Annotated in this window: 19 protein-coding genes; 11 read left to right on the plus strand and 8 right to left on the minus strand. The window is 52.5% G+C overall.

Annotation, left to right across the window (positions count from 1 at the left end):
* The first annotated feature begins 1 nt into the window (after window position 1).
* Window positions 2-1588, plus strand: coding sequence for an FAD-dependent oxidoreductase (locus AC286M_RS33425; RefSeq protein WP_488208506.1), 1587 nt, complete (start codon window positions 2-4; stop codon window positions 1586-1588).
* A gap of 344 nt (window positions 1589-1932) precedes the next feature.
* A complete protein-coding gene (locus AC286M_RS33430) occupies window positions 1933-2685 on the plus strand; it encodes a metallophosphoesterase family protein (RefSeq protein ID WP_488202618.1) in 753 nt (250 codons plus the stop codon).
* 180 nt (window positions 2686-2865) lie between these two features.
* On the opposite strand, the gene AC286M_RS33435 is transcribed toward AC286M_RS33430, so the two are convergent.
* On the minus strand, window positions 2866-3429 hold the full coding sequence (locus AC286M_RS33435) for a Uma2 family endonuclease (protein ID WP_488202617.1): 564 nt from the start codon (window positions 3427-3429) through the stop codon (window positions 2866-2868).
* A 137-nt stretch (window positions 3430-3566) separates the two neighbouring features.
* Here AC286M_RS33435 and AC286M_RS33440 point away from each other — a divergent pair, with 137 nt between their 5' ends.
* The 7 genes from AC286M_RS33440 to def all read left to right on the plus strand — a co-directional run bounded on the left by AC286M_RS33440 (window position 3567) and on the right by def (window position 8681).
* Complete coding sequence (locus AC286M_RS33440; protein ID WP_488208507.1) at window positions 3567-4526, plus strand: putative selenate ABC transporter substrate-binding protein; 960 nt, start codon at window positions 3567-3569, stop codon at window positions 4524-4526.
* Window positions 4527-4612: 86 nt separating this feature from the next.
* Window positions 4613-4879: a hypothetical protein gene (locus AC286M_RS33445; protein ID WP_488202615.1), complete on the plus strand. Its 267-nt coding sequence runs from the start codon at window positions 4613-4615 to the stop codon at window positions 4877-4879.
* A gap of 78 nt (window positions 4880-4957) precedes the next feature.
* Complete coding sequence (locus tag AC286M_RS33450; protein ID WP_488208508.1) at window positions 4958-5749, plus strand: transglutaminase family protein; 792 nt, start codon at window positions 4958-4960, stop codon at window positions 5747-5749.
* Between the two features lie 217 nt (window positions 5750-5966).
* A complete protein-coding gene (gene gor / locus AC286M_RS33455) occupies window positions 5967-7355 on the plus strand; it encodes a glutathione-disulfide reductase (RefSeq protein WP_488208509.1) in 1389 nt (462 codons plus the stop codon).
* Between the two features lie 111 nt (window positions 7356-7466).
* Window positions 7467-7706 (plus strand): type II toxin-antitoxin system Phd/YefM family antitoxin, encoded by a 240-nt coding sequence (locus tag AC286M_RS33460; RefSeq protein WP_488208510.1) that lies wholly within the window; start codon window positions 7467-7469, stop codon window positions 7704-7706.
* Window positions 7707-7710: 4 nt separating this feature from the next.
* On the plus strand, window positions 7711-8097 hold the full coding sequence (locus AC286M_RS33465; protein ID WP_488208511.1) for a type II toxin-antitoxin system VapC family toxin: 387 nt from the start codon (window positions 7711-7713) through the stop codon (window positions 8095-8097).
* A 56-nt stretch (window positions 8098-8153) separates the two neighbouring features.
* Complete coding sequence (gene def, locus AC286M_RS33470) at window positions 8154-8681, plus strand: peptide deformylase (protein ID WP_488208512.1); 528 nt, start codon at window positions 8154-8156, stop codon at window positions 8679-8681.
* 51 nt (window positions 8682-8732) lie between these two features.
* Here the strand turns inward: def and AC286M_RS33475 are convergent, their stop codons facing one another.
* Both AC286M_RS33475 and AC286M_RS33480 read right to left on the minus strand, forming a co-directional pair.
* A complete protein-coding gene (locus AC286M_RS33475) occupies window positions 8733-9566 on the minus strand; it encodes an alpha/beta fold hydrolase (RefSeq protein ID WP_488208513.1) in 834 nt (277 codons plus the stop codon).
* Window positions 9567-9610: 44 nt separating this feature from the next.
* On the minus strand, window positions 9611-10945 hold the full coding sequence (locus AC286M_RS33480) for a serine hydrolase (protein ID WP_488208514.1): 1335 nt from the start codon (window positions 10943-10945) through the stop codon (window positions 9611-9613).
* 435 nt (window positions 10946-11380) lie between these two features.
* On the opposite strand from AC286M_RS33480, the gene gatA reads away from it, so the two are divergent.
* Window positions 11381-12838: an Asp-tRNA(Asn)/Glu-tRNA(Gln) amidotransferase subunit GatA gene (gene gatA / locus AC286M_RS33485; protein WP_488208515.1), complete on the plus strand. Its 1458-nt coding sequence runs from the start codon at window positions 11381-11383 to the stop codon at window positions 12836-12838.
* A 284-nt stretch (window positions 12839-13122) separates the two neighbouring features.
* Window positions 13123-16410, plus strand: a complete 3288-nt coding sequence (locus AC286M_RS33490) for a phosphorylase b kinase regulatory subunit alpha/beta (RefSeq protein WP_488208516.1) — start codon at window positions 13123-13125, stop codon at window positions 16408-16410.
* 122 nt (window positions 16411-16532) lie between these two features.
* On the opposite strand, the gene AC286M_RS33495 is transcribed toward AC286M_RS33490, so the two are convergent.
* The 5 genes from AC286M_RS33495 to AC286M_RS33515 form a co-directional block, all read right to left on the minus strand.
* Window positions 16533-17204, minus strand: coding sequence for an endonuclease III domain-containing protein (locus tag AC286M_RS33495; RefSeq protein WP_488208517.1), 672 nt, complete (start codon window positions 17202-17204; stop codon window positions 16533-16535).
* A 76-nt stretch (window positions 17205-17280) separates the two neighbouring features.
* The gene (cbiT, locus tag AC286M_RS33500; protein ID WP_488208518.1) at window positions 17281-17883 is read right to left on the minus strand and encodes a precorrin-6Y C5,15-methyltransferase subunit CbiT; all 603 of its coding nucleotides are present in this window, start codon (window positions 17881-17883) and stop codon (window positions 17281-17283) included.
* 42 nt (window positions 17884-17925) lie between these two features.
* A complete protein-coding gene (locus AC286M_RS33505; protein WP_488208519.1) occupies window positions 17926-19434 on the minus strand; it encodes an aminotransferase class I/II-fold pyridoxal phosphate-dependent enzyme in 1509 nt (502 codons plus the stop codon).
* Between the two features lie 83 nt (window positions 19435-19517).
* Window positions 19518-21641 (minus strand): AMIN domain-containing protein, encoded by a 2124-nt coding sequence (locus tag AC286M_RS33510; protein WP_488208520.1) that lies wholly within the window; start codon window positions 21639-21641, stop codon window positions 19518-19520.
* Window positions 21642-21901: 260 nt separating this feature from the next.
* A complete protein-coding gene (locus tag AC286M_RS33515; RefSeq protein WP_488208521.1) occupies window positions 21902-22867 on the minus strand; it encodes a DnaJ C-terminal domain-containing protein in 966 nt (321 codons plus the stop codon).
* Between the last annotated feature and the right edge of the window lie 54 nt (window positions 22868-22921).

Genomic DNA, 22921 nt, shown 5'->3' on the forward strand with positions numbered 1-22921 from the left:
CATGGTGGACTACGACTTGGTGATTTTAGGGGGCACCTTGGCCGGACGCCATGCCGCGCAGGTGGCAGCTGCACTAGACGCACGCGTGGCACTGATTGAGCCGCATGTTCAAATGATTGAGGCAGAACTGTATCGACCAGCGTTCGTCTCAGCCAGTCAGCGGTTTCATCAAGCGCCAGAGTATAACTGGATGCAGCAGCAGTTACGCACGACCGTTGACTCGCTGATGGAGTTGCGATCGCACGCTTCCCTTATCGCCACCGGAGTAGACATCATCACGGGTGTACCGGAGTTTGTGCCATCGCCCCGCCTTTCGGTGCTGGTCAACCACAGTCCTGCCGCCATTCAGGCTAGTCAAAGTGACGATCCCGTTCCTCTTCTCCGTTCACCCGATCAGGGGCGTGTCTTGCGATCGCGGGCATACTTAATTGCGGATGGTGGACAGGCATTCATTCCAGATGTGCCCGGTTTAGCCACGGTGCCCCATCTGACGCTGGATACGCTGCCTCAGTTGATGCAGCAGTCTCATCCCCAATCCGTGATTATCCTGGGCGATGATCCGAGCGGATTAGAACTAGCACAGGCTTTCGTGAATTTAGGCAGTCAAGTCACACTATTGACCTCACAGTTGCCCATCCTGCATCGGGAAGATCGGGAAATTGCCCAAGCTTATCAGGCGTGGCTGGAAGCAGATGGCATTCAGATAATGCCAATGACAGCTGTTCAGTCTATTCACCCGGCCCAGCCTATTCAAACAGAGCAGCCACAGGTGCAGGTCAACTTACATCCCGATTGGCTAGCTCAAATGACAACTGGCGGATTGGCTGCTGACAAATCAGCTCATGGCAGGCCAGAATCCACCCATCTCTTGGCTACTCAAGCGGTTCAGACAGTGCCCAACTTAGACACGGCCACCACTCTTCAAGCCGATATCCTAATCGTGGCAGCAGGGCAAAGGCCGGACTTTAGTGGCATTGCGCCGATTATGAAGCTGCGACGCCGCCATCATCGCCTGGTGGTGAGTCCGCAGCTACGCACAACCCATCGCCGTATTTATGCCTGTGGGGCAGCGTTGGGAGGCTATATGCTACCCCATGTCGCTCAGTATGAAGCGGAACTGGCGGTGCGGAATGCGCTGTTCTTCTCCAACCATTCCGTAAACTACTGGGGTATTCCCTATGCGATCGCAACTCGTCCAGCCTTGGTGCGCGTTGGCTTAACAGAACAGCAGGCCCGCCAGCGCTACGGAGAAGACGTTTGGGTCTTTTGCCAATCTTTAGCGGAGCGGGAACAGGTGCGATCGCAGCCCTCGATCGGCATGGTGAAGCTCATTACCCATCGGCGCGGATTCGTGTTGGGACTGCATGTGATTGGCATTGACGCACAGGAGGCTGTAACTGCGATCGCGCTGGCTATGCGGCAGGGAATAACGGTTGCTCAGATGGCACAGATCCCCGACTTGCCCTTTACCTGGGGTTCGCTTTTGTCGCAATTGGCACAGCAGTGGCAAGCGCGACGTGACCACGCCAACTGGCGACGAGAGCTACGAGAAACCTGGTTTAGCTTTCGCCGATCGTGGACTCGATAAACGCAAGTTCAACATCTTTTCATGCAAGCAGATTCATCTTAATAAGTTTTTTATATTTCAGAAAACTTATGTAATATTTAATACATTTGAGTTCAGCTGGCCCAATGATATGCCGATAGCAGGGCATAATCAAGACAGTACTAACGTAAACTTCTTTTTAAAGAAGTAAAATGTGTCCTTTCATAAAAGGCGCACCTGAAAAAGGTGCATTTGTCAGCTTGATGGGCAATATGGAGATAGTGGTGGTTTGTCCATCAAAACGTTCGAATTCATAGTGATGTATTTACCCTTGCAGCACTAACGTTTCATCCCCTAAAGCAGCTTCACATAGCAGGAAATTTTGGATGACTGAGACGCGCCGACGCATTTTTATAGGTGATGTACATGGTCACTACGACGGTCTTATGCGACTGCTGGAGGCAGTTTCACCGGACTCTGACCATGAAATATTTTTTGTTGGCGACCTGATCGATCGCGGCCCTCAGAGTGCCCAGGTCGTTGATTTTGTTCGCCAAAGTCCTCACCAGTGCGTATTGGGCAATCACGAGCAGCTTTTACTAGATGCGTTTCCGAATGGCCAGGTACATATGCCCGCCTTACAGGGCTGGTTGTTTAGCGGTGGTCAGTCAACCCTGACGAGCTATGGCGACATTGAGCGGCTGTTTGACCACTTAGCTTGGATTCGCCAACTGCCCCTATTCATCGATTTGGGGGATGTATGGTTAGTTCATGCTGGGCTACATCCCGATTTGCCGATTGAAAAACAAACCAGCCAAGAACTCTGCTGGATCCGCGATCGCTTTCACAGCAGTCCCCGTCCCTACTTCACCGATAAGCTGATTATTACGGGACATACGATTACGTTCACGCTGCCCCAAGTTAAGCCAGGGCAGATTGTCCAAGGCATTGGCTGGCTCGATATTGATACCGGAGCCTATCATCCCAAGAGCGGTTGGCTCACAGCTCTAGATCTCGACCAAAATCAGGTCTATCAGTTCAATGTCCATCAGCAGCGGCTGCGGGTACGTCCCTTTGAAGAAGCTGTCACCCAAATTGAGCCGCACCAAGTCACCCGCCGCCAACGGGCATCGGTTTAATCAAGATTCATCAGCCAGAATAATGCTGCACTCGGCTCCCATTTGGCTGAACCACGGGTGCCAGAAGATTCGGCTTCTTAGAAAAGCCGGGTCTCTGGCAACGCTAGAATTGTTGCAGAAATGATTAAATCAGCCAGCGATCTACGAAATCTGAGACGTGCGATCGCATTACCCCCCTGTTCAAAGACTCAACTCAAAACCTGGCAGCACCGTTTCACCCGATAGCTTTGCAGGTAACTGAATCACCTCAACCTCTTGCTCAGGACGATAGATTTCCACTTGCCGATCTTGTGGATTGATCAGCCATCCCAATCGCAATCCGCTAGCGAGATACTCCTGAATTTTGGCTTGCAGCGGCAGCAATCGATCACTGCGCGATCGCAGTTCAATCACAAAGTCTGGACAAATCGGCGGAAAAGCGCTTTGTGCTTCTGGTGTCAGCGCTTCCCAGCGCAGCTTGGCAACCCACGCTACATCTGGAGAGCGATCCCCCCCATTCGGCAAACTAAAGATCGTTGATGAGCTAAACACATAGCCCAACTGAGTTTCGACATTCCAAATACCAACCTTCGTAATCAAATCCGCTTCTTGATTACCGCTGATGCCGCCGACTGGGCTCACAATCACTAATTCTCCTTGGGCTGAACGCTCAAGCTGTAGGTCAGGATTACTGTGGCAAAGTTGCACAAACTGTTCCCGTGACAGGCTGCGAGTAAGCGGTTCTAAGTTCAGAACAGTCGTCATAGCTTGAGGTGCTAGCAATGGCTCTATTCTTATAGTGTAGATTCTCACGTCTTGCACCTTGCACTTTGAGAACCCGAAGCGGTTGTTTGGGTGCAGAATGAGAGGATTTCTATTAGTTGTTTCCCAGGTAAAATTCAATGGTGCTTCGACTTAAACGTTCGCTGGTTACAGGTTTGGCTGCTCTCATGTTGCCTCTGGCCGCCTGTTCACCAGATACCCAAAATTCCGCCACCCCAGGCGACAGTACGGCAAGTGATTCGGCTTCTGAAAATACCGAGAATGTGGAACCGTTCGTAACAGGGGCTATTCCTGACCAAGATCCCGAAGAACTCCAGCGGCTTTATGGGGCGCTGACCGACTATCTAGAGCAAGAGTTAGGCGTTCCGGTTGAGTATCAGCCTGTCACTGACTATGCTGCTGCCGTGACTGCGTTTAAAGTGGGCGACCTCGACATGGTGTGGTTCGGCGGTCTAACCGGGGTGCAGGCGCGGTTACAGGTGGATGGAGCAACTGCGATCGCACAGCGGGACATCGACGAGAATTTCCGCAGCGTTTTGATTGCCAACACCAGCGCTAATTTAGCACCGTTTGAAGATGCCAGCGGTCTAGAACAGCTCAAAGGGCGCAGCCTCACCTTTGGCAGCGAATCGTCTACCTCTGGTCGCCTGATGCCGCAGTATTTTATGAAAGAAGCGGGTGTTGAACTGTCGGATTTGAACGGTGAAGTTGGCTTTTCCGGTAATCACGACACGACGATTAAGCTAGTGGAAGCAGGCAGCTACGAGACAGGCTTCCTGAATGAGCAGGTCTGGGAATCCCGCTTAGCAGAAGGTGCCGTCAACCGCGATCGCGTAGAGGTGCTGTGGCGCACGCCCACTTATTACGACTATCACTGGGTGATCAGCCCAGAAGTCGAAGAGCGCTACGGTGAAGGCTTTACGGAAAAAGTACAGCAGGCGCTACTCAATCTTGATCCCAGCAATCCAGAGCATCAGGAAATCTTAGAACTCTTCGGCGCAGAGCAATTCATCGAAACCGAAAACGCCAACTACGACAAAATTGAAGCCGTCGGTCGCGAAATCGGCAAAATTCAATAGATATCTATCCTGTAGGGTGGGCATCGCCCACCTTAATCGATTCCATTAGACTTGGAATATAACCTTCTAGCAGTTCTGCGATCGCAATGGCTATTCTTCAGATTGAAAACTTGCCTGATGAGCTTTACGAACGACTTCAAAGTTTCGCTGCTGATCGACGACTGACTGTGAATGAGGCAGTAATTGATCTGTTGCAGCAAGCAACTCAGCCTAATCCACCTCAAACATTGCAGGCCAACCAGCTTAGTACAATGTCCGATATTCTGAACAGAATGCGTAGCCGTTCTAGAGTTGACCCAACTCATTTTGGACTACCCGACAGTACAACCCTAATTCGCGATGATCGCCACTAATAGTTTCAATGTAAGGTTGTTTACAGACTTTCTAGTGCCGCCGCTGTAGCGTATCGTCCCAGTGAATGAAGGAAAAACATGAGACTCAACGCAGGCTGTGAACTAATTTATGAAGCCGATGCTCCTACGCCAGTCATCCTCATGCTGCGTCCTCGTAGTGGTCAGGGTCAGTGGGTGGTGCGCGAAGAATATGACTTGCAGCCGATGGTGTTTGTGGAAGAATACACCGATAGCTACGGCAACCTATGTCAGCGTTTGGTCGTTCCAGAAGGCGAGTTTCGAATTCATACCGAAGCCTATGTGGAAACCAGCGATCGCATCGACGTAGACCCCACCGCACCCTTCATCGAAGTGCAAGATTTACCGACAGGTTTGCTGCAATATCTGCTGCCCAGCCGCTACTGTTTGCCCGAGCAGGTCGGCGATTTGGCGCTTGAAATCACCGCCGAGGCTCAGCCCGGTTACGCGCAGGTGGAAGCGATTCGTCAATGGATTCAGACCAATATTGAATATCAGTACGGCACGAGTGATACATCCACAACCGTCTTAGATACGGTTGAACAGCGAGTGGGAGTGTGTCGCGACTTTACACATCTGGGCATCTCGCTCTGTCGTAACCTCAGCATTCCGGCTCGCATGGTGGTGGGCTATCTGCATGAACTAGAGCCGATGGATCTGCACGCCTGGTTTGAAGCCTATGTCGGCCACCGCTGGTACACCTTTGATGCGACCCAGAAAGATCCAAAGGGAAATCGAATTGCGATCGCATATGGTCGTGACGCCGCTGATGTTGCGCTTGCGACCCAGTTTGGGCCATTAACGCTGAAAAACATGACCGTTTGGGTAAACGCCGCCGAGAAAGCGAGTTAGCACAACATCACGTCCATGTCACCAAACTCGGGACGCGAAATAATCAGGAAAACGTTAGGCTGATGATAGCGATAGCGTGATCAAAACAGCCGTGTGGGATTGCTGATTTTAAGTCTAAATTGCGAGGTGAGGCACTGCTCCTATCTCGCAATTCAGCCCCGAATTGGCAAGGCCGCCGTGTTGATCAACGCAATGGTTAATGCAAAAGGAGGCATTTGTGAGTTACGACTTTGATTTATTTGTAATTGGTGGTGGTTCTGGCGGAATTGCAACAGCCCGACGCGCTGCCGAATACGGAGCCAAAGTGGGCGTCGCCGAATACGATCGCCTGGGTGGCACCTGCGTTAATCGCGGTTGTGTTCCCAAAAAACTGATGGTCTATGCCTCCCATTTCCCTAGCTTATTTGAAGATGCTCAGGGCTACGGCTGGAGCGAAGTGAAGAGCCAGCTTGATTGGCACAAAATGATTACCGCCGTCAACAACGAAGTGATTCGGCTCAACGGCATCTATCAGAGTATGTTGGATAAATCCAATGTGAAGCTCTTTCCGGCACGGGCGAAATTTATCGACGAACACACCCTAGAAGTGGGCGATGAAAAGGTCACTGCCGACAAGATTCTAATCGCCGTCGGTGGCTATCCGGTGAAGCCGCATATCAAAGGCATTGAACATGCCATGACCTCCGACGATATCTTCCACCTCAAAAAGCAACCCAAGCGGATTGTGATTCTGGGCGGTGGCTACATCGGCTGTGAATTTGCCTCGATCATGAACGGTCTGGGTACTGAAGTGACTCAGGTGATTCGGGGTAACAAGATTTTGCGGGGCTTTGATGAAGATATCCGCACGAGTATTCAAGACGGCATGATTCATCATGGCGTCAACCTGCTGACGGAGACTCAAATCGTTTCGATTGAAAAAGCGGAGACTGGGCTGAAGATTAAACTCAAGCGTGACTGTGGCGACTTAGTGGAGACGCAGCTTGTTCCGACCGAAAATCCGGAAGAGATTATCACCGACGCAGTGAGTTTAGCGGCGACTGGGCGCAAACCCAATACTCAAAACCTGGGCTTAGAAAATACGGGTGTGGAGATGAATGGAGATGCGATCGCAGTTGATCCCTACAGCAAAACGTCGGTGGATCACATCTATGCGGTGGGCGACTGCACCGATAACATTAATCTCACGCCAGTGGCGATTAACGAAGGTCGGGCGTTTGCTGACACCATGTTTGGCGGTAAGTCGCGCCAGATGAGCTACGAGAATATTCCCACTGCTGTATTCACAACGCCGGAAGCGGCAACGGTTGGGCTTACCGAGGACGAAGCTGTTCAACAGTATGGTTGCGATGGCATCAAGATCTATCGCAGCCGGTTCCGGGCCATGTACTATACGCTGCCGGATAAGCAAGAAAAGACGATGATGAAGTTGATTGTCGAGGAGGCTACCAACAAGGTACTCGGTGCCCATATGGTCGGCGATCATGCGGCTGAAATTATTCAAGGCGTTGCGATCGCAGTCAAAATGGGCGCAACCAAAGCCAATTTCGATGCCACCGTCGGCATCCACCCCAGCTCCGCCGAGGAATTCGTCACCATGCGCTAGTTTTTTCTCTGAATGAGAATTGGAGTGCTAAGTACTCCAATTCTCATTCAGAACCACAGGCTTTTAACAGCAAAGCTCACTTAATGTCATCACAAAGATAGGGAAAGTCAGATGACTACTAAAATCGTTGATATTGCTGAAGCTCAAAGTCAATTGGCCGAACTGATTGCCCAAGCAGCAACTGGCATTGAAATTATTTTGACCGATCGACAAATTCCTCAAGCTCGGTTATTGCCAATACAAGCATCTTCAACCAAGCGAGTTCCAGGCCTGCACCGAAATAGCATAATTGTTGATGCAGACTTTGATGATCCACTACCCGATGAATTTTGGCTAAATCAGCAAGATTAACGCTGTGAAACTACTTTTAGATACCCATACGTTTATCTGGTGGGACAGTCAGCCGGAACAGCTATCAGACCAAGCTCTAGATTTATTGACTGACGCTACTAACGAGTTAATTCTCAGCGTCGCAAGCATTTGGGAGATCCAAATCAAACGCCAATTAGGGAAATTACGCTTACATTCACCACTTTCTGAAATTCTGGTTCAGCAACAATTGACGAATAATTTAGTCGTTTTACCCATCGTCTCAGAACATGTACTCGCGCTTGATCAACTACCACCTCATCATAAAGATCCATTTGACCGAATTTTGATTGCCCAAGCCATCTGTGAGCAAGCTTTACTGGTTAGTACTGACGCGGCGTTTGCAGCTTATCCAGTCAAAACCATTTGGTAAATTGTGGCTGATTAACGGCTAAATTACCTGATTTGTTGATTTATAAGTTAGTAACTATGGCTAATATTCGTTCTGTAATTGAGTTGGGTCATCCCGTATTGCGGCAAATTGCCCAACCCGTTGATCAGGTAATGTGCGATCGCACTCAATCCCTCATTGATGACCTAATCGCAACCGCAGTAGAAACGAACGGTGTGGGCATTGCGGCTCCGCAAGTTGCCGAGTCAGAGCGCCTGATTATTGTCGCCTCGCGCCCCAATCTGCGCTATCCTCACGCGCCGACGATGGAGCCGACCGCGATGATCAATCCCGAAATTGTTGATCACTCCACTGAGCAGGTGAAAGGCTGGGAAGGCTGCCTCAGCGTGCCGGGAATTCGAGGTTTGGTGCCGCGTTATAGTGCGATCGCAGTTGAATATACTGACCGTTTCGGCAATCGTCAGCACCAAGAGTTCACCGATTTTGTTGCTCGCATCATTCAGCACGAACTGGATCACCTCAACGGCAAGGTCTTTCTCGACCGTGTAGAAAGCACCCAGAATTTGATGAGCGAGAAAGAGTATTTTAAGCAGATGATCGGATAAAGTCGATTCTGGATTTGACTGTTCAAGTGGTGTAGACGGTGCCACCAAAATCTACTGCTGGATATTCCGGTAAATCGTAAGCCACTGATCGATATCAGCTAAAACCTGCTGCGGAATTTCCCAGGGAAAAAGGTGAGCGGTGTTGGGGTAGCAGTGAATCTTGCAGTCTGGTAGTGCTTCACCTGTTTCGATGCTTGACTGAGCTGTAATATGCCGATCCTGTTCGCCGCAGAGCATCAGGCAGGGGACTTGAATCTGGTGCAAATCCGCGAGGCGATTATAGCGATCGCGCATGGCTTGAGTCAGAGCTTGCTCCGCCCATTTGGACGTGCGTAGGTACGCTGGAACGGCTTCACTGGCCAGATAGCGGTAGGTTGAAGGCGTTTGCTGCTGCACCAAGTAGCGGAAGAGTGACCGCTGACCGAAGGCGTCGATGTTCCACTGCCAGCCAGGAGAGACGAGGTTGATCAATGCAGCCAGTCCGGTGTAGAGATTGTCCTGCCAGAAAATCGGCGGATGACTGCTGCGGGGATGAGCTGCTGTGGCGACGAGGATCAATCCTTGTACTACATCCGGTCGCCGCAGCGCCAATTCTATCGCCAAAATGCCGCCCAGCGACCAACCCAAAACGAGGCACTGGTCAATCGTTTGCCGCTCCAGCAGGGCTTCAAGATCCTGTAAGTGATCGACCATCTGAAACGGACGATCAACCCGACTATCGCCATAGCCCCGCAGATCCGGCGCAATGGTCTTAAACCGCTGCGCGAGGTGACTAGTGAAGACCGACATCGAGGAACCGCGCCCCGGATGTCCGTGCAGACAGAGAATCGGGAAACCTTGTCCTTTAATTTCTGTGGAAAGTGCGATCGCAGTCGAACTCGACATGATAATTATTTAATCTATCTGTAGGAGCAAACGCGATTTGCCCATTACAGACCATTATCGGCAATATGCTGCACAACCTGTCGAATGCCCTTACGCAGCGTGTTTTGGTTGGCCGAGTAGTCAATTGTAAACGTAATAATGTAGCGATCGCCGCCTACACCACCAATATTGACGCCAACGGTTGTGCCAATCACCTTGGAGTTTTGCCCCGTTTTCTCTCCGGCCCAGTTACCGGGCGATTTTTGCAGCGCCTTATAGCCGAAATCCCAGTCGTACTGGCTGACTAAGGCGTCAAGCAGCACATCATCACCAGAATTTTCCTGGTTGTAAATTTCGACCATCATGTGAGTCAGGTCAGAGGCCGTTATCTGGTTTGGGAAACTGCCCAAATTGCTGGGATAGGTGGATTCACCGACTAGCTTATAGCCGACTTTGGTGCCCGTGTAGCCCCGCTCCTGCATCACCTGATTAATATAGTCAAAGCCAACGTAGTCGATAAGCTGATTAGTGGCGATGTTGCTGCTGTGGTCAATCATGCGGTACAGCAGTTCTTTGAGCGAATGCTCCTGCCCCGTCCAAATCTTGGAGCCGTCCGGATCTTCCGTCCAGTTGCCGGGACTGACCATGATTTTGCTTTCCAAATCCGTCTGCTCAGTGGTCACTTTTTGCATCAAGGCCACCGCAACGGGTACTTTAATTAAGCTGGCAGGGCTGGCAGGCGGTTCATTGCCCTTCCAGTAGCGGCATTCCGGATTCTCCGCCACCTCACAAACGGCAATACGGATGCTATCGGGGCGACCCAATTCTTCAGCAATTGCTTTGAGGAAGTCTGACTGCTGCTCGTCAACCCGATAGGCAATTGTGTCTCGGTGGCCTTGATATTCGGTCAGCTTTTTCAGCGCCTGTTGCGAGACAAAGGTTTCTTCGTCGGGAATGGCCTCTAACTTTGCGATCGCATCATTCCAAAGTGCCTCGGCAGCCTGAAAATCCTCTAGAGTTGGTTCTTCAACACCCGCTTTTTCAACCGCCTGAAGCGCAAGTCGGCCCGCCTGATGTAGGCGCGTTTCAGCCCGTTCTTCCACGCGGATTTTAATTTGAGCAGTTTGGATGGCCTGCTCCATCAGCAATTGATGGGACACTTTTCCGGATGAAGAGCTGTCGTCCTCATCCTGCGCATGGGCATCATTGACTTGAGCAATCAGCTCATCCCGCACAGTGTATAGTTCCTCAATGGATGCCGCTTGATCTAAATCAGGCAGAGCCGGTGACTCAATCTCAGTGGCAGGAGCTAAGGCAATCGGCGTTCGCAGGAAAGCAAAACTCAGGGTTAAGCCAGCCGCATTGAACGCGATTAATGACAGTTGCAGAAACCAGTACATGCACGAGCCTCACACCAAAAGGAAACAGTCAACTCGAATTCCTCATATCCTGCATCAAAGTTCCGTTCGTGGCCCTCAAATCGTGATTTTTTGCGGTGTGAGCTTCAGGTTGGATCAACAAGAAGCACGACAACAACAAGAAGCACGACTGCTGGGAACGACCCCAAATTCCAAAACGGGTCTGGAGATTGTATCACTGGATCTCGGATCATGAGGCATTCTTACCCTGATCGTATCGATCAGCTCAGTCAGTTAAATCAGCAACACGGACTAAAGATGCTGCCAATCATTAACATTGAGGACTACTATAAAGCTATTTCTTAAGAAAATTTTGCAAAATTTTTGACCAGATTTGATGATTTTGATCGGGAATTCGCCCCGTATACTGGAGATTTGTAAACGCGATCGCATATCGACATCAGGCAAGAGGTTTTCATGGGATTCATCCGCGAGTTGCACCATCAGCTCATTACGAAAGAACGTTCCGCTGTTGAAATCACTGAGGCGGCCCTTGAGCATGCGCAAGCGCTAGAACCCAACGTCAAGAGCTTTTTGAGCATCACCGCCGATCAAGCCCTGGAACAGGCTCGCCGGGTAGACGAAAAAATTGCCGCAGGTGAAGACATCTCCCCGCTGGCCGGGATTCCCATCGGCATTAAGGACAACATGTGTACCAAAGGGGTACGCACCACCTGCGGCTCCAAGGTACTGCAAAACTTCGTGCCGCCCTACGAGTCCACCGTCACGCAGAAACTGAAGGATGCGGGCGCGGTGATGATTGGCAAAACCAATATGGACGAGTTCGCGATGGGCAGCTCGACGGAAAACTCGGCCTACCAGGTGACGGCAAACCCCTGGGATCTCGAATGCGTCCCCGGTGGTTCCTCTGGTGGTTCCGCTGCCGCTGTCGCCGCTGAAGAGTGCGTCGTTGCGCTGGGTTCAGACACGGGTGGCTCCATTCGTCAGCCTGCTGCTCTCTGCGGCGTGGTGGGCATGAAGCCGACCTATGGCCTTGTCTCTCGTTACGGACTGGTTGCCTACGCCTCGTCGCTGGATCAGATTGGCCCCTTTGCCCGCACGGTGGAAGATGCCGCCATTTTGCTGCGGGAAATTGCAGGGTATGACCCCAAAGATTCCACCAGCCTGAAAGTTGACATTCCTGACTACGCCAAAGCACTGGCCCCCGACCTGCGGCGGCGCGGCCAAATCCGCATCGGCGTGATTAAGGAAACCTTTGGCGAAGGCTTAGATCCCGTCGTGGAAGCGACAGTCGAAAAAGCAGTGGCCCATTTACAAGAACTGGGCGCTGAAATCGAGGTGATTTCCTGTCCTAAATTCCGCTACGGATTACCTACGTACTACATCATTGCGCCCTCAGAAGCGTCGTCAAACCTGGCTCGCTATGACGGTGTCAAGTATGGCTATCGGGCCGAAAATCCGGAAAATCTGCTCGACATGTATCAGCAAACCCGCGCGGCTGGATTTGGTTCTGAAGTCAAACGCCGAATCATGATTGGCACCTATGCCTTGTCGGCGGGCTACTACGATGCTTACTACCTGAAAGCGCAGAAGGTGCGGACATTAATTAAAGAGGATTTTGAGAAAGCTTTCGCTAAAGTCGATGTCCTAGTTTGCCCCACCTCTCCGACCACTGCGTTCAAAGCGGGTGAAAAAACGGATGATCCGCTCAGCATGTATCTGTCAGACTTGATGACGATTCCCGTGAACTTGGCTGGACTGCCGGGGATCAGCATTCCCTGTGGCTTTGACGACCAGGGTAAACCGATTGGCCTACAGCTCATCGGCAACGTGCTGCGGGAAGGCTTGCTGTTTGAGGTGGCCCACGCCTACGAGCAAACTACCGACTGGCATAAGCGGAAACCCAAGCTGTAAGTGACCACGTAGGTTGGGTTGAGCCACGCGAAACCCAACACAGGTATGGGTTCAACAGACGTACACGGTTACTGATAGTAGTTTTGGGTGAAATACAGGCTGTGCCTGTATTTCACCCAAAACTATTTTGATGCCTAAAGCAAAAGTTAAGAAATCATGAACAGTTATGATGGTTTGGGTGCAATTTACCCAGACCTGAATCGTTACACTGGCAAGCAACGGCTAGCCAATTGTTGACGATTGTTACGATGCTTTTGCGTTGAATGTAGAGACACGCGATTCCCATGACGCAACTTTTTTCGCTCTCGTCCGAAATGTCCACCCAAATTGAACTGTCTGAGCTGTCCACGCTGAAGACTCGCCTCGACTTTTACTATCAGCAGATTCACACCGTCATTTTGGCGCGCCAAAATCCAGTCACCGGGCTGCTGCCCGCCAGTACAGCCGTCAATGAGCATGGCGACTACCGAGATGCCTGGGTGAGAGACAACGTCTACAGCATCTTAGCGGTTTGGGGACTAGCGCTGGCCTACCGCAAGGTAGATGAAGACCAGCAGGGATGCGGCTACGAGCTGGAGCAAAGCGTCGTCAAGCTGATGCGGGGACTACTGCTCTGCATGATGCGGCAGTCGGATAAAGTGGAGCGCTTCAAAGAAACCCAGGATTTGATGGATGCGCTACACGCTAAGTATGACACCCATACTGGGCACGCCATTGTGCGTGACGATGAGTGGGGCCATCTGCAAATTGATGCCACTTCCATCTTTTTGCTGATCCTGGCCCAGATGATTGCCTCCGGGTTGCAGATCATCTACACCACCGACGAGGTGAACTTTATTCAAAACTTGGTCTACTACATCGGTCGCGCCTATCGCACTCCCGACTACGGCATCTGGGAGCGGGGCAACAAGATCAACCACGGTAAGCCGGAGCTAAACGTTAGTTCCGTCGGCATGGCCAAAGCGGCGCTGGAAGCAATGAATGGCTTCAATCTGTTTGGCGTGAAGGGGGGGCAATCGTCGGTGATTCACGTTCTGCCGGACGAGATTGCTCGCGCCCGCATTACGCTGGAATCACTGCTGCCGCGTGAATCGGGTTCCAAGGAAGTGGACGCAGCGGTGCTGAGCGTGATTGGCTTCCCGGCCTTTGCGGTGGAAAATCCCGATGTCGTGCAAAAGACCCGCGACAAGATTGTCGATAAGCTGCAAGGTCGCTACGGCTGTAAGCGCTTCCTGCGGGACGGCCATCAAACGGTGATTGAAGATACCAGCCGTCTGCACTACGAGCCGTGGGAACTGAAACAGTTTGAGCATATTGAGTGCGAGTGGCCGCTGTTTTTTACTTACTTAATGCTGGACGGCCTGTTTCGTCAGGATCAGGCAATGACCGATGACTATCATCAAAAACTGCGATCGCTACTCGTCTCCCAAGACAGCATGGAGCTACTGCCAGAGGTCTACTACGTGCCTGCCGATAAGCTTGAAGCGGAACGGCAGGCACCCCAGAGCCAAGCGCGATTGCCGAACGATAATGTACCGCTGGTTTGGGCGCAGAGTTTGTACTACCTGGGTGAAATGCTGCGGGAAGGGCTGCTGACGCTGGGTGAAGTTGACCCGCTGGGGCGGCACCTGCGACTGCGTCCGCTGCGGCGAGCGCTGGTGCAGGTGGCGCTGATTGCTGAAGATGAGGACTTGCAGGCCGAATTAGCCACCTACGGCATCGATACCCAAACCCCGGCCCAGATTGAGCCGATGCAGGTGCGCCAGTCTGGAGAGCTGTCGGCGGTTTATCAGCAGATTGGCCGCAATGAAAAATTGGGACTGACGGGACGGCCTGTGCGGCGGCTGCGCAGCTTGACCACGGCCAAAGTGTTCCGCATCGGCGGCACGATTATGGCATTTCTGCCTTCGTTTTTGGATCAGCAGCAGTTCTATTTGACGCTGGACTATCACTTCCTGGTGTCGCAAGTCCAGAGTGAGATCGCCTACATTCACACTCATTGGAATCAAAAGGGTCGCCCAACGGTGACGCTGCGGCTCACCCACACCATGTTTGAAATCGGCCAAATCCCCGGCGCGTCGATTGAACAGTCGCCGCTCTTGCAGTTGATCAAAGAGATGCAGGATGGTACCTGCGGTGCGGTGCCCGTCCGCTTAGGCACATTGCAGCAGCTTGTGCCGACGGCGGGTGTTGAGCGGATTGATAATGTGCATGATTTACAGTTCCTCACAAAACCAATGCAGGAGATAGTTGATCCTTGCGATCGCAACATCCTCCTGTTCGACTTAAACCACAACTGGCCACTGAGCTACACCCAGGAATTCCGCCTAGAGTGTGAAACCAGTGCCGAGACCGTACTGGAGCAACTGCGGCAGTCGCGCAACCTCTATGAGCAGATTGAGCTGCTGAGTACGCTGCATCACCTGAAAGGGCGGGATTTTAAGACGCCGTTTCATCAAGACGGACAGCCCGTTACGGTGGCGACGTTGCTCAACGAAGTCTATGAACGAGCCGGAGCGCTCGAACTGTGGGCAATTGTCCGTCGCGCCGCTGGCCTGCTCGACAAGGTCGATATTGGCCTATCCGATGCCGTCACGGATATTCTGGTGCGCCAAAAGCAAATTGCTGTCGGCAAAGCCTACAGCGAGGTTTCGCTGATTACGGAACCGATGTCGCACTACGAAATCATGGACAAAATCCGCGAGTTCTGTGGCGAAGACATGCGCGATCGCGTTTTAACCCAGGAGCTGCTGATCTACCTCAGCATCCTGATCAAATCCGAGCCGCAGCTGTTTGAAGGACTGCTCACCCTGCGGATTAATTACCTAATCCTGCTCCTGGTGACGGATTTGGCGCGGGATCTAAACCTGTCCTCCGATGAAGCCTATGAGCAGTTGATGCAGCTCAGCCCCTTCCAGCTCAAGCTGCGGCTGAAGCAGGTTCTCACAGGTTACGCAGGCTTAAACCAGTCCTTCTTCCAGCGCGAATCGCTGCACCTGAAGCAGAAACAGCAGGTGGAATGGGTGGTCTTACCGCAAGACGACCAGCTTTCCCCCGAAGGCGGCTGGCGGCAGCAGCGCCATCTGGACGGTGCTATTACTCGCGTTCCCACCGATTTCTATGCCCGAATTTGGCGAGTGCTGAAGCACTGTCGAGGCGTGGTGATTGGCGATAAGCTGGAGCGCCGTAATCGGCTCGACAGCGATCTGATTCGCTCCGAAATGACTCCTGGCGAAAAGAATCTGGCGCTGCGGATTGAGCATCTGCTCAACAAAATTCCCGCACCAGAATACCGTCAGCTCAATATTGAGACGCTACTAGAACTGGCAGAGATTTGCGATCGCAACCCGGATTTACAAATCGAGGAATATATCACCCTCGACGTACTAATTGGTCATGCCGTCCGCCTGTCGTGGTTAGAGCAGTATCCTGAGCGAGGCGACCGCTACGACGAAGACAAGGCCACTGCCTGGAACAGCTTCTATGAAAGCTCACCCTACCGTGTGGCCAGCAGCGTCGCCAAAGCGCTCCAGTTCCTGACTGAACTGGGACAATCCTCCAATGCGGCTTAATTTAGGTGATTGACCGAACGCAATCGTAGGGGCGAATGCCATTCGCCCTGATCGCAATGCATGGTTAATCAACCAATTCTTTCCGCGTTCAACATGTGTAGAGGGCGAATGGCCATTCGCCCCTACGGGGATGTTTGTTGATCAGTCACGCCGATTTTGGGACACATCGATTCCACAGGACAGATAGGACATTTGGGCCGCTGTTTGCAGATGTACTTACCGAACGGCATTAGCAGTTGATTGGTTTCAATCCAGTAATCTTTGGGTAATCGTGATTCTAGGGCTTGAGTGGTTTTCTCCGGTGTTTTAGTGGTCACATAGCCCCAGCGATTGACGACGCGATGCACATGCACATCGACGCTGATGTAGGGCTGCTGGCAGGCAATCCCCAGGGCTAAGTGGGCACATTTGGGGCCAACGCCTTTAAAGCCAATCATCACGTCCAACTCGCAGGGTAGTTCGCCGCTGTAGTCGTTGACTAGCGTAGTTGCGATCGCATGAATCTGTTCGGCCTTGCGCTCTGAATAAGTACTTTCTTTAATCAACTGCTCAATCTCGGCTACGCTGAGCTGACTGATCGCTTGGGGCGTTTTGGCTTTGGCAAATAAGCGACGCGAGACGGGCAGACTGGTTTCATCATAGGTGCGAATGGAAATAATGCAGGAGATAAGCTGCTCAAAGGGAGAATTGTAACCCTCATCCGCCAGTTGAAACATGGCAGCTTTGGGATAATCCTGCATAAACACACGCAGATGGTTGAAGGCAATGTCGATGTCAAACGGCTCAGTCGTCATAGGCTCAAATCAAAATCCCCTGTAGAATAGCCGTCTCGGCTGTTTGCTTGATAGGCTCCAATGATAGAAATTGAGGCTATTCAACCTTGGTGCCGCTCAAGACAAAAACGGGATCAACGGCTACAAAGACCTGACTGACGCCGCGATTTTCGAGCCGATTGGTGGCAGACTGCACCACGTCAATATTGCGCACTTGCAGATCGGCAAAACGTTCGGAGGCTACGTAGAGATTTTCGAGATTGCCTGCCGTAACGACGATTCGACCGCCCGGTTCTAAATGGTGCCAAGCGGCTTTAAGAATTTCACTCAACGAGCGACCACCTTCCACAAAAATGCAGTCGGGTCGTTCGGGTAGGTCGTTCAGGCAATCTGGGGCGCTGCCCTCCACGACAGTGATGTTATTGACGCCAAAGCGATCGCAGTTGGTGCGAATTAGATTGGCCACATCTTCATCCCGCTCAATCGCAATCACCGTACCCTGCGGACAGAGCAGTGCGGCTTCGACAGCGACAGTGCCTGTACCTGCGCCAATATCCCACAGGATGGAGTGGGCGCGGAGCTGCAGATGGGCCAGCAGCAGCAGGCGAGTTTCGCGCTTGCTCATGGGGATGCCGGGCAACTGCTCAAACAGATGATCCGGGATGCCGGGGGTCACGTATGGCCACAAATCAGAAGGCATGATGTATCCAGATGCGATCGCAGCTATTGTCGCACATGGATTTTAGATTTTGGATTTTAGATTGTGGATTGGATTTTTCACAACTTTAAGGGTTTGCAGGGTAGGGTCAGAGCAGCCTGTAATGATGCCGCCAGCGGCTAGCACTTGCTGGAGCTGTGCGATCGCAGCGGCGCTGATTTGTTCACCGGGTAGTAGGGTGGGGATACCGGGCGGATAGGGACAGATGGTTTCGGCGCTGATCTGGCCGATGGCGTCCGATGGTGATAACTGAACAGTGGGTGAAAAGAAGGCTTGCCGGGGTGACACGGGTACAGTCGAGACAGGTTGAGTCAAGGGATCAGGAGCTGAGATCGCACCTGCGTCTGCTTTAATTTCTCCCCGTTGAACCGCTTGGCTGAGCTGCTCAAAGCCGTTAACGAGTCGGTCAATATCGGCTGCGGTGTTGCCGATACTGACGATGAACGTCATGTGGTGAAAACCAGGTAGTTCGGCCACGACTTGGGCGCGATCGCAGAAAAATTCATCGGCAGCAAAGCCCGTAATGCCGAGCTGGCGTAAATCGACGGTAATTCGGGTCAAATCTAGTGCATAGGGTTCTGTACCCGATTGGATTTGGGCCGGACTAATCACGCTGATGCCTGGAATCTCCTGCAACCGCTGGCGGGCCTGCCGCGAAAAATCCAGTGTACGTTCCAGTAAATCTCGTCCTACAGTTGCCATCTGTTGCCGCGCTGCATCGAGAGACGCAAGTAGTAAGTAACTAGGACTGGTGGACTGCACCAGCGCCCACGCTTGAGATATGCGATCGCGGTCAATCCGGTTGCCCTGCACATGCAGCATGGCGGACTGCGTAAGGGATGACAGCACTTTATGAGTGGACTGGATGACCAGATCGGCTCCGAGTGCGATCGCAGGCGTGGGTAAATCTGGATGAAAGGCGAAGTGCGGCCCGTGGGCTTCATCGACGATCAGTGGCATGTTGTGGTCATGGGTCAGAGTTGCGATCGCAGCTACGTCGCTGCACACGCCGTAATAGGTGGGCGATACGATTAACACCGCTTTGGCATCGGCATGATTCTGCAAGGCTTGAGCCACGCCCGCCACCGTCAACCCATGCGCCAGTTCCAAGTCGGTATCGTAATCGGGTGGAACAAACACCGGGATCGCGCCGGAGAGGATCAGCCCCGAAATCACCGAACGATGAGCATTGCGCGGCACGATAATCTTGTCTCCTGGCTGACAGGTCGCCAGAATCGCTGCTTCCACGCCACAGGTGGAGCCGTTGATCAGAAACCAAGTGCGCTCGGCTCCAAATGCCTCTGCTGCTAGATCCAAAGCCTCTGCAATGACGCTTTTGGGCGCAAAGAAATTATCGAGTCCCGGAATTTCGGGAATGTCGGCCTGTATTGCAGTTGGGCCGAGTAGTTCAACTAACACCTCGGCTGCGCCGCGTCCCTGCTTGTGTCCAGGCGTGTAAAACGACGCATGGGGCCAGTTGGCGCTACTGTGCAGAGCAGTCACCAGCGGCGCACGAGTTTGATCAAGAACCATACGTGATCAAAGTGAGAATACAAATTGTGTTCACGAGGCAAGGGGCTTAAACCCCTTGTTCTGTAGTATTCGACGAATCAACTTTACTGAATTTGAGCAATTTCTGAATGCGTCACGTCTTCCAGGACGCGCACTTCAATCATCTGATACGGCTGAATCACCGCTGGCTGCGGAGCCGTCACGTAGGTTGTTGCAGCTCCAGCAGCGATACCCGCTAGTAGTCCAATCCCGGACAAGCCACCGATCACGGTAGCTGCTGCCGCACCAATACCGGAATTAAGCAGCAGATCTTGATCAGAAATATCGCGATCGCCATCAATCGATGCCGATTCCGCCGCCAATTTCACATTGCGGTTGCCGACCGATACAGCCTGGGCAATAAAGCGGCTCCCCTGCCGACCTGTTTCAAACCGTCCCACCACCTGCGTTCCCGTCGGCAAGATCACCTGCCCCGTCTGCGGATGCACGACATCGTGACTCAACACCAAAACCTCTTGCCAGTTCAACTGCGGATCGAGGGTCAATTCTTGTTCACGGGGATACTGCAGCTTCAAAACGGTATCAGCCGGAAGCCAGATATTCGCGTCAATGGTCGAAACAGTTTGTCCTGAGGATTCGCTAGGTAGCGACTGCCCAAAGGTGACAGAGCCATTATTAACCTGTGCAGTCGTCGAATTTGCAGAACTCGATGCTGCTGGCGGAGGAGTTGCCGTTGGCAACGGAGGGAGAGCCGGAACGCGAACCACTTCTGTACCTGCTACAGGCGATTGCGTGATGGATTGAGGAGAAAATCCACTTGGTCGCTGCGTCGAAATACCTGTCGGTGGCAACACCAGATCGGCAGCGCTACCTGTTGCCTCGGTGGTATCGAGACTAGCGGCTGGAGCAGGTGTCGGTCGAACTCGTGGCGCAGCAGGCGCAGGCACTCGCACCTGGCCATTCCCACTCGGTAAGTTAGGCGTTGGGAAAGTCACAGAAGGCAGATCGCTAGCATCGGGTAGACTAGTCGGTTGCTGTGCGATCGCACTCGATCTCTCGGGTGCCTCGGATCTCTCCGATGTCTGTACGGACGGTTGCGGTACGGGCGCTACAGGTACATTTTCAGATGCAGTTTCCTCTGCCTCTAAAACGGGTAAATCCGGTACCGCCACTCGCGCAGTCGTCGCGGGTGCATCAGTCGTTGAAGCATCAGGTTCGGACGCACTCAACGTCGGCGTTGGAATATCAGCAATGTTCTCTGCTGCCCCATCCTCTGCTGCCACAGCTTCAGTTGCCACAGAAGACGGAGGTGGTTCCGGCACAGCAATTTCCATCGGAGCCGCTGCATCGGCGTTCTCAACGTTCTCAGCTTGGCTGGAGGCGCTTGGCTCAGCAGGCAGATCAACGCCCAACGATGTCTCGACTCGCTCCGAGGTGACTGTTGCCGCTGGTTCTGGCTCTACCGCTGCTGGAGGTGAATCAACAGGTAGGGCCAAGCCCTGAATTTCGGCGGTCAGATCATCTTCAACCGACACATTGGCAGACGGGATCTCAGGTTGAGATTCAGCAACCGTAGGCAGATCTTCACGAGAATCAGCGGAACTAGCAGAATCAGCAACAGGCGCTGGCACGATTGGCTGATCGAGCGGATTAGCAGATGGCAAGGCAGGTACAGGTGGGGGTGCCGTAGCGACAGTTGACGCAGATGCGGGTGCAGTCGCTTCAGCTTCCGGCTCAGCGGTTTGCGCGGCAACAGGTGTGGCAGGTGCAGTGGAACCCGCAATTAGCGGGCGCAAGATCCAGTGATCGCCAGAGCGACGCAATTCGGCCTGCTTGGGTTCTAAGACCGTACCCGGCGCAAATTCAATCACGACGCGAGCCAAACCTGGCTCAAACTGAGCTACCCGAATTTGACTGACAGCTCCCGCGTAAGAGGCCTGAGTTTGTACAGCACCCACTTCAACCCCCGGCAAATCCATCACAATCCGGGCTGGCTCGGCCATCAGGAAATAGCGCGGCGTGATGCCTTCGGGCAGCGTTACCTGAAATTCGTGGCTATCGGGGTTATATGACCAGTTTGATAGAGTGGCTGCCCATGCCGATTGGCAAATCAATGGAGCTGTAAGTGCGATTGCACTTGCCCCAACGACACTGCCAATGAACTGAAGGCTGCCACAACTTCGGATCTGACTGCGGCAGTATAAACTCCACCATTGAAAAATATTCATGTTCACGGCCTTACTGAGTCATCCGATGATTCGCTCTAAGGATAGGACTAAATGGCGAAAATGGCATACGCGAACAGATTTTTTATCAATTGCAAATCCTTTACAGCCCTTCAAATTGGCAGATTAGTACGATGATTGCATTTAGACCGAAAATAGCCAAAAACATAAACGTTACGTAGGGACGAATGGCCATTCGCCCCTACCAGATACCTGAAATGGTGACTCTAAAGTTTATTTGGCAACAATGAAACAACTCTGCTCTAAACTGGCAAATCAGCCCGTGGCGCAAACGTTTCACTCGCCCTCAACTTCTCGTACAGCTCTCGCTCCTGATTGCTCAGGTCAGCGGGAATGGCAATTTGAATTTCGACGATTTGATCGCCGCGCCGCTCTCGTCCGGCGGGATAGCCTTTGCCTGCGAGTCGAAGCCGCTGTCCCGGACGCACCCCTGGCGGCACCATCATTTTGACCAAACCGTCGAGCGTGGGCACTTCAATGGGGCCACCGAGAACCGCCTCGGCTGGCGTGACGGGCACCTGGCAGATGATATCAACGCCATCGAGCTGGAAAAAAGCGTGGGGAACGACCTTAATTTTCAGATATAAATCGCCACCTGCCACACCTTGGCCTTTGAGCCGAATCCGCTGACCCGTAACCATGCCGCGCGGCATGTTGACCTCAATTGAGCGACCATCACCCAGTCGAATCCGTTCGCGTCCGCCTGCATAGGCTTTTTCTAGCGGCAGGGAAAGCTTGGCTTCGGCATCGCGCCGAGTTGGGGTTCTGGCAGCAGTGGCTTTGGTTTCAGGACGATAGGTTTCCGTTGCGGTGCGACGCGGTGCGGTACGAGTCGCAGTGTTGCCGCCCTGTTGACGATTTAAAAGCTGATCGACAAACGTGTTGAAGTCTGGGAACTGGCTGAAATCAAAATCTGATGATGGGCGAGGGCTGCGTCCCCAGGACTTCGTCTTAGTCGTCGTACTTCCCTTAAACCCGTTCTGCTGCCAGTACTGGCTGAACTGGTCATACTGCGATCGCTTTTCTGGCTCGGAGAGGATCTCGTAGGCTTCACCGAGTTCTTTGAACTTTTCTTCGGCCTCTTTGTCTCCCGGATTTAAATCGGGATGATATTGCCGAGCTAGCCTGCGATAGGACTTTTTAATCTCGTCGCTACTGGCATCGCTGGCAACTCCCAGAATCTCATAGTAGTTCCGAAAGTTTTCCATAGAGGGCGATTCGTCGTGATAGTGAGCCAAAAAATTTAGGGAAAGAAACAGGGT

Source organism: Thainema salinarum CENA647 (assembly GCF_057732415.1).

Coding starts and splice junctions, on each gene's coding strand:
- AC286M_RS33510 (WP_488208520.1), bottom strand. CDS start 21,641: ATGAATATTTTTCAATGGTGGAGTTTATACTGCCGCAGTCAGATCCGA.
- AC286M_RS33480 (WP_488208514.1), bottom strand. CDS start 10,945: ATGTACTGGTTTCTGCAACTGTCATTAATCGCGTTCAATGCGGCTGGC.
- AC286M_RS33430 (WP_488202618.1), top strand. CDS start 1,933: ATGACTGAGACGCGCCGACGCATTTTTATAGGTGATGTACATGGTCAC.
- AC286M_RS33425 (WP_488208506.1), top strand. CDS start 2: ATGGTGGACTACGACTTGGTGATTTTAGGGGGCACCTTGGCCGGACGC.
- AC286M_RS33450 (WP_488208508.1), top strand. CDS start 4,958: ATGAGACTCAACGCAGGCTGTGAACTAATTTATGAAGCCGATGCTCCT.
- AC286M_RS33445 (WP_488202615.1), top strand. CDS start 4,613: ATGGCTATTCTTCAGATTGAAAACTTGCCTGATGAGCTTTACGAACGA.
- AC286M_RS33440 (WP_488208507.1), top strand. CDS start 3,567: ATGGTGCTTCGACTTAAACGTTCGCTGGTTACAGGTTTGGCTGCTCTC.
- AC286M_RS33490 (WP_488208516.1), top strand. CDS start 13,123: ATGACGCAACTTTTTTCGCTCTCGTCCGAAATGTCCACCCAAATTGAA.
- AC286M_RS33505 (WP_488208519.1), bottom strand. CDS start 19,434: ATGGTTCTTGATCAAACTCGTGCGCCGCTGGTGACTGCTCTGCACAGT.
- cbiT (WP_488208518.1), bottom strand. CDS start 17,883: ATGCCTTCTGATTTGTGGCCATACGTGACCCCCGGCATCCCGGATCAT.
- def (WP_488208512.1), top strand. CDS start 8,154: ATGGCTAATATTCGTTCTGTAATTGAGTTGGGTCATCCCGTATTGCGG.
- AC286M_RS33475 (WP_488208513.1), bottom strand. CDS start 9,566: ATGTCGAGTTCGACTGCGATCGCACTTTCCACAGAAATTAAAGGACAA.
- AC286M_RS33460 (WP_488208510.1), top strand. CDS start 7,467: ATGACTACTAAAATCGTTGATATTGCTGAAGCTCAAAGTCAATTGGCC.
- AC286M_RS33435 (WP_488202617.1), bottom strand. CDS start 3,429: ATGACGACTGTTCTGAACTTAGAACCGCTTACTCGCAGCCTGTCACGG.
- AC286M_RS33515 (WP_488208521.1), bottom strand. CDS start 22,867: ATGGAAAACTTTCGGAACTACTATGAGATTCTGGGAGTTGCCAGCGAT.
- gatA (WP_488208515.1), top strand. CDS start 11,381: ATGGGATTCATCCGCGAGTTGCACCATCAGCTCATTACGAAAGAACGT.
- AC286M_RS33495 (WP_488208517.1), bottom strand. CDS start 17,204: ATGACGACTGAGCCGTTTGACATCGACATTGCCTTCAACCATCTGCGT.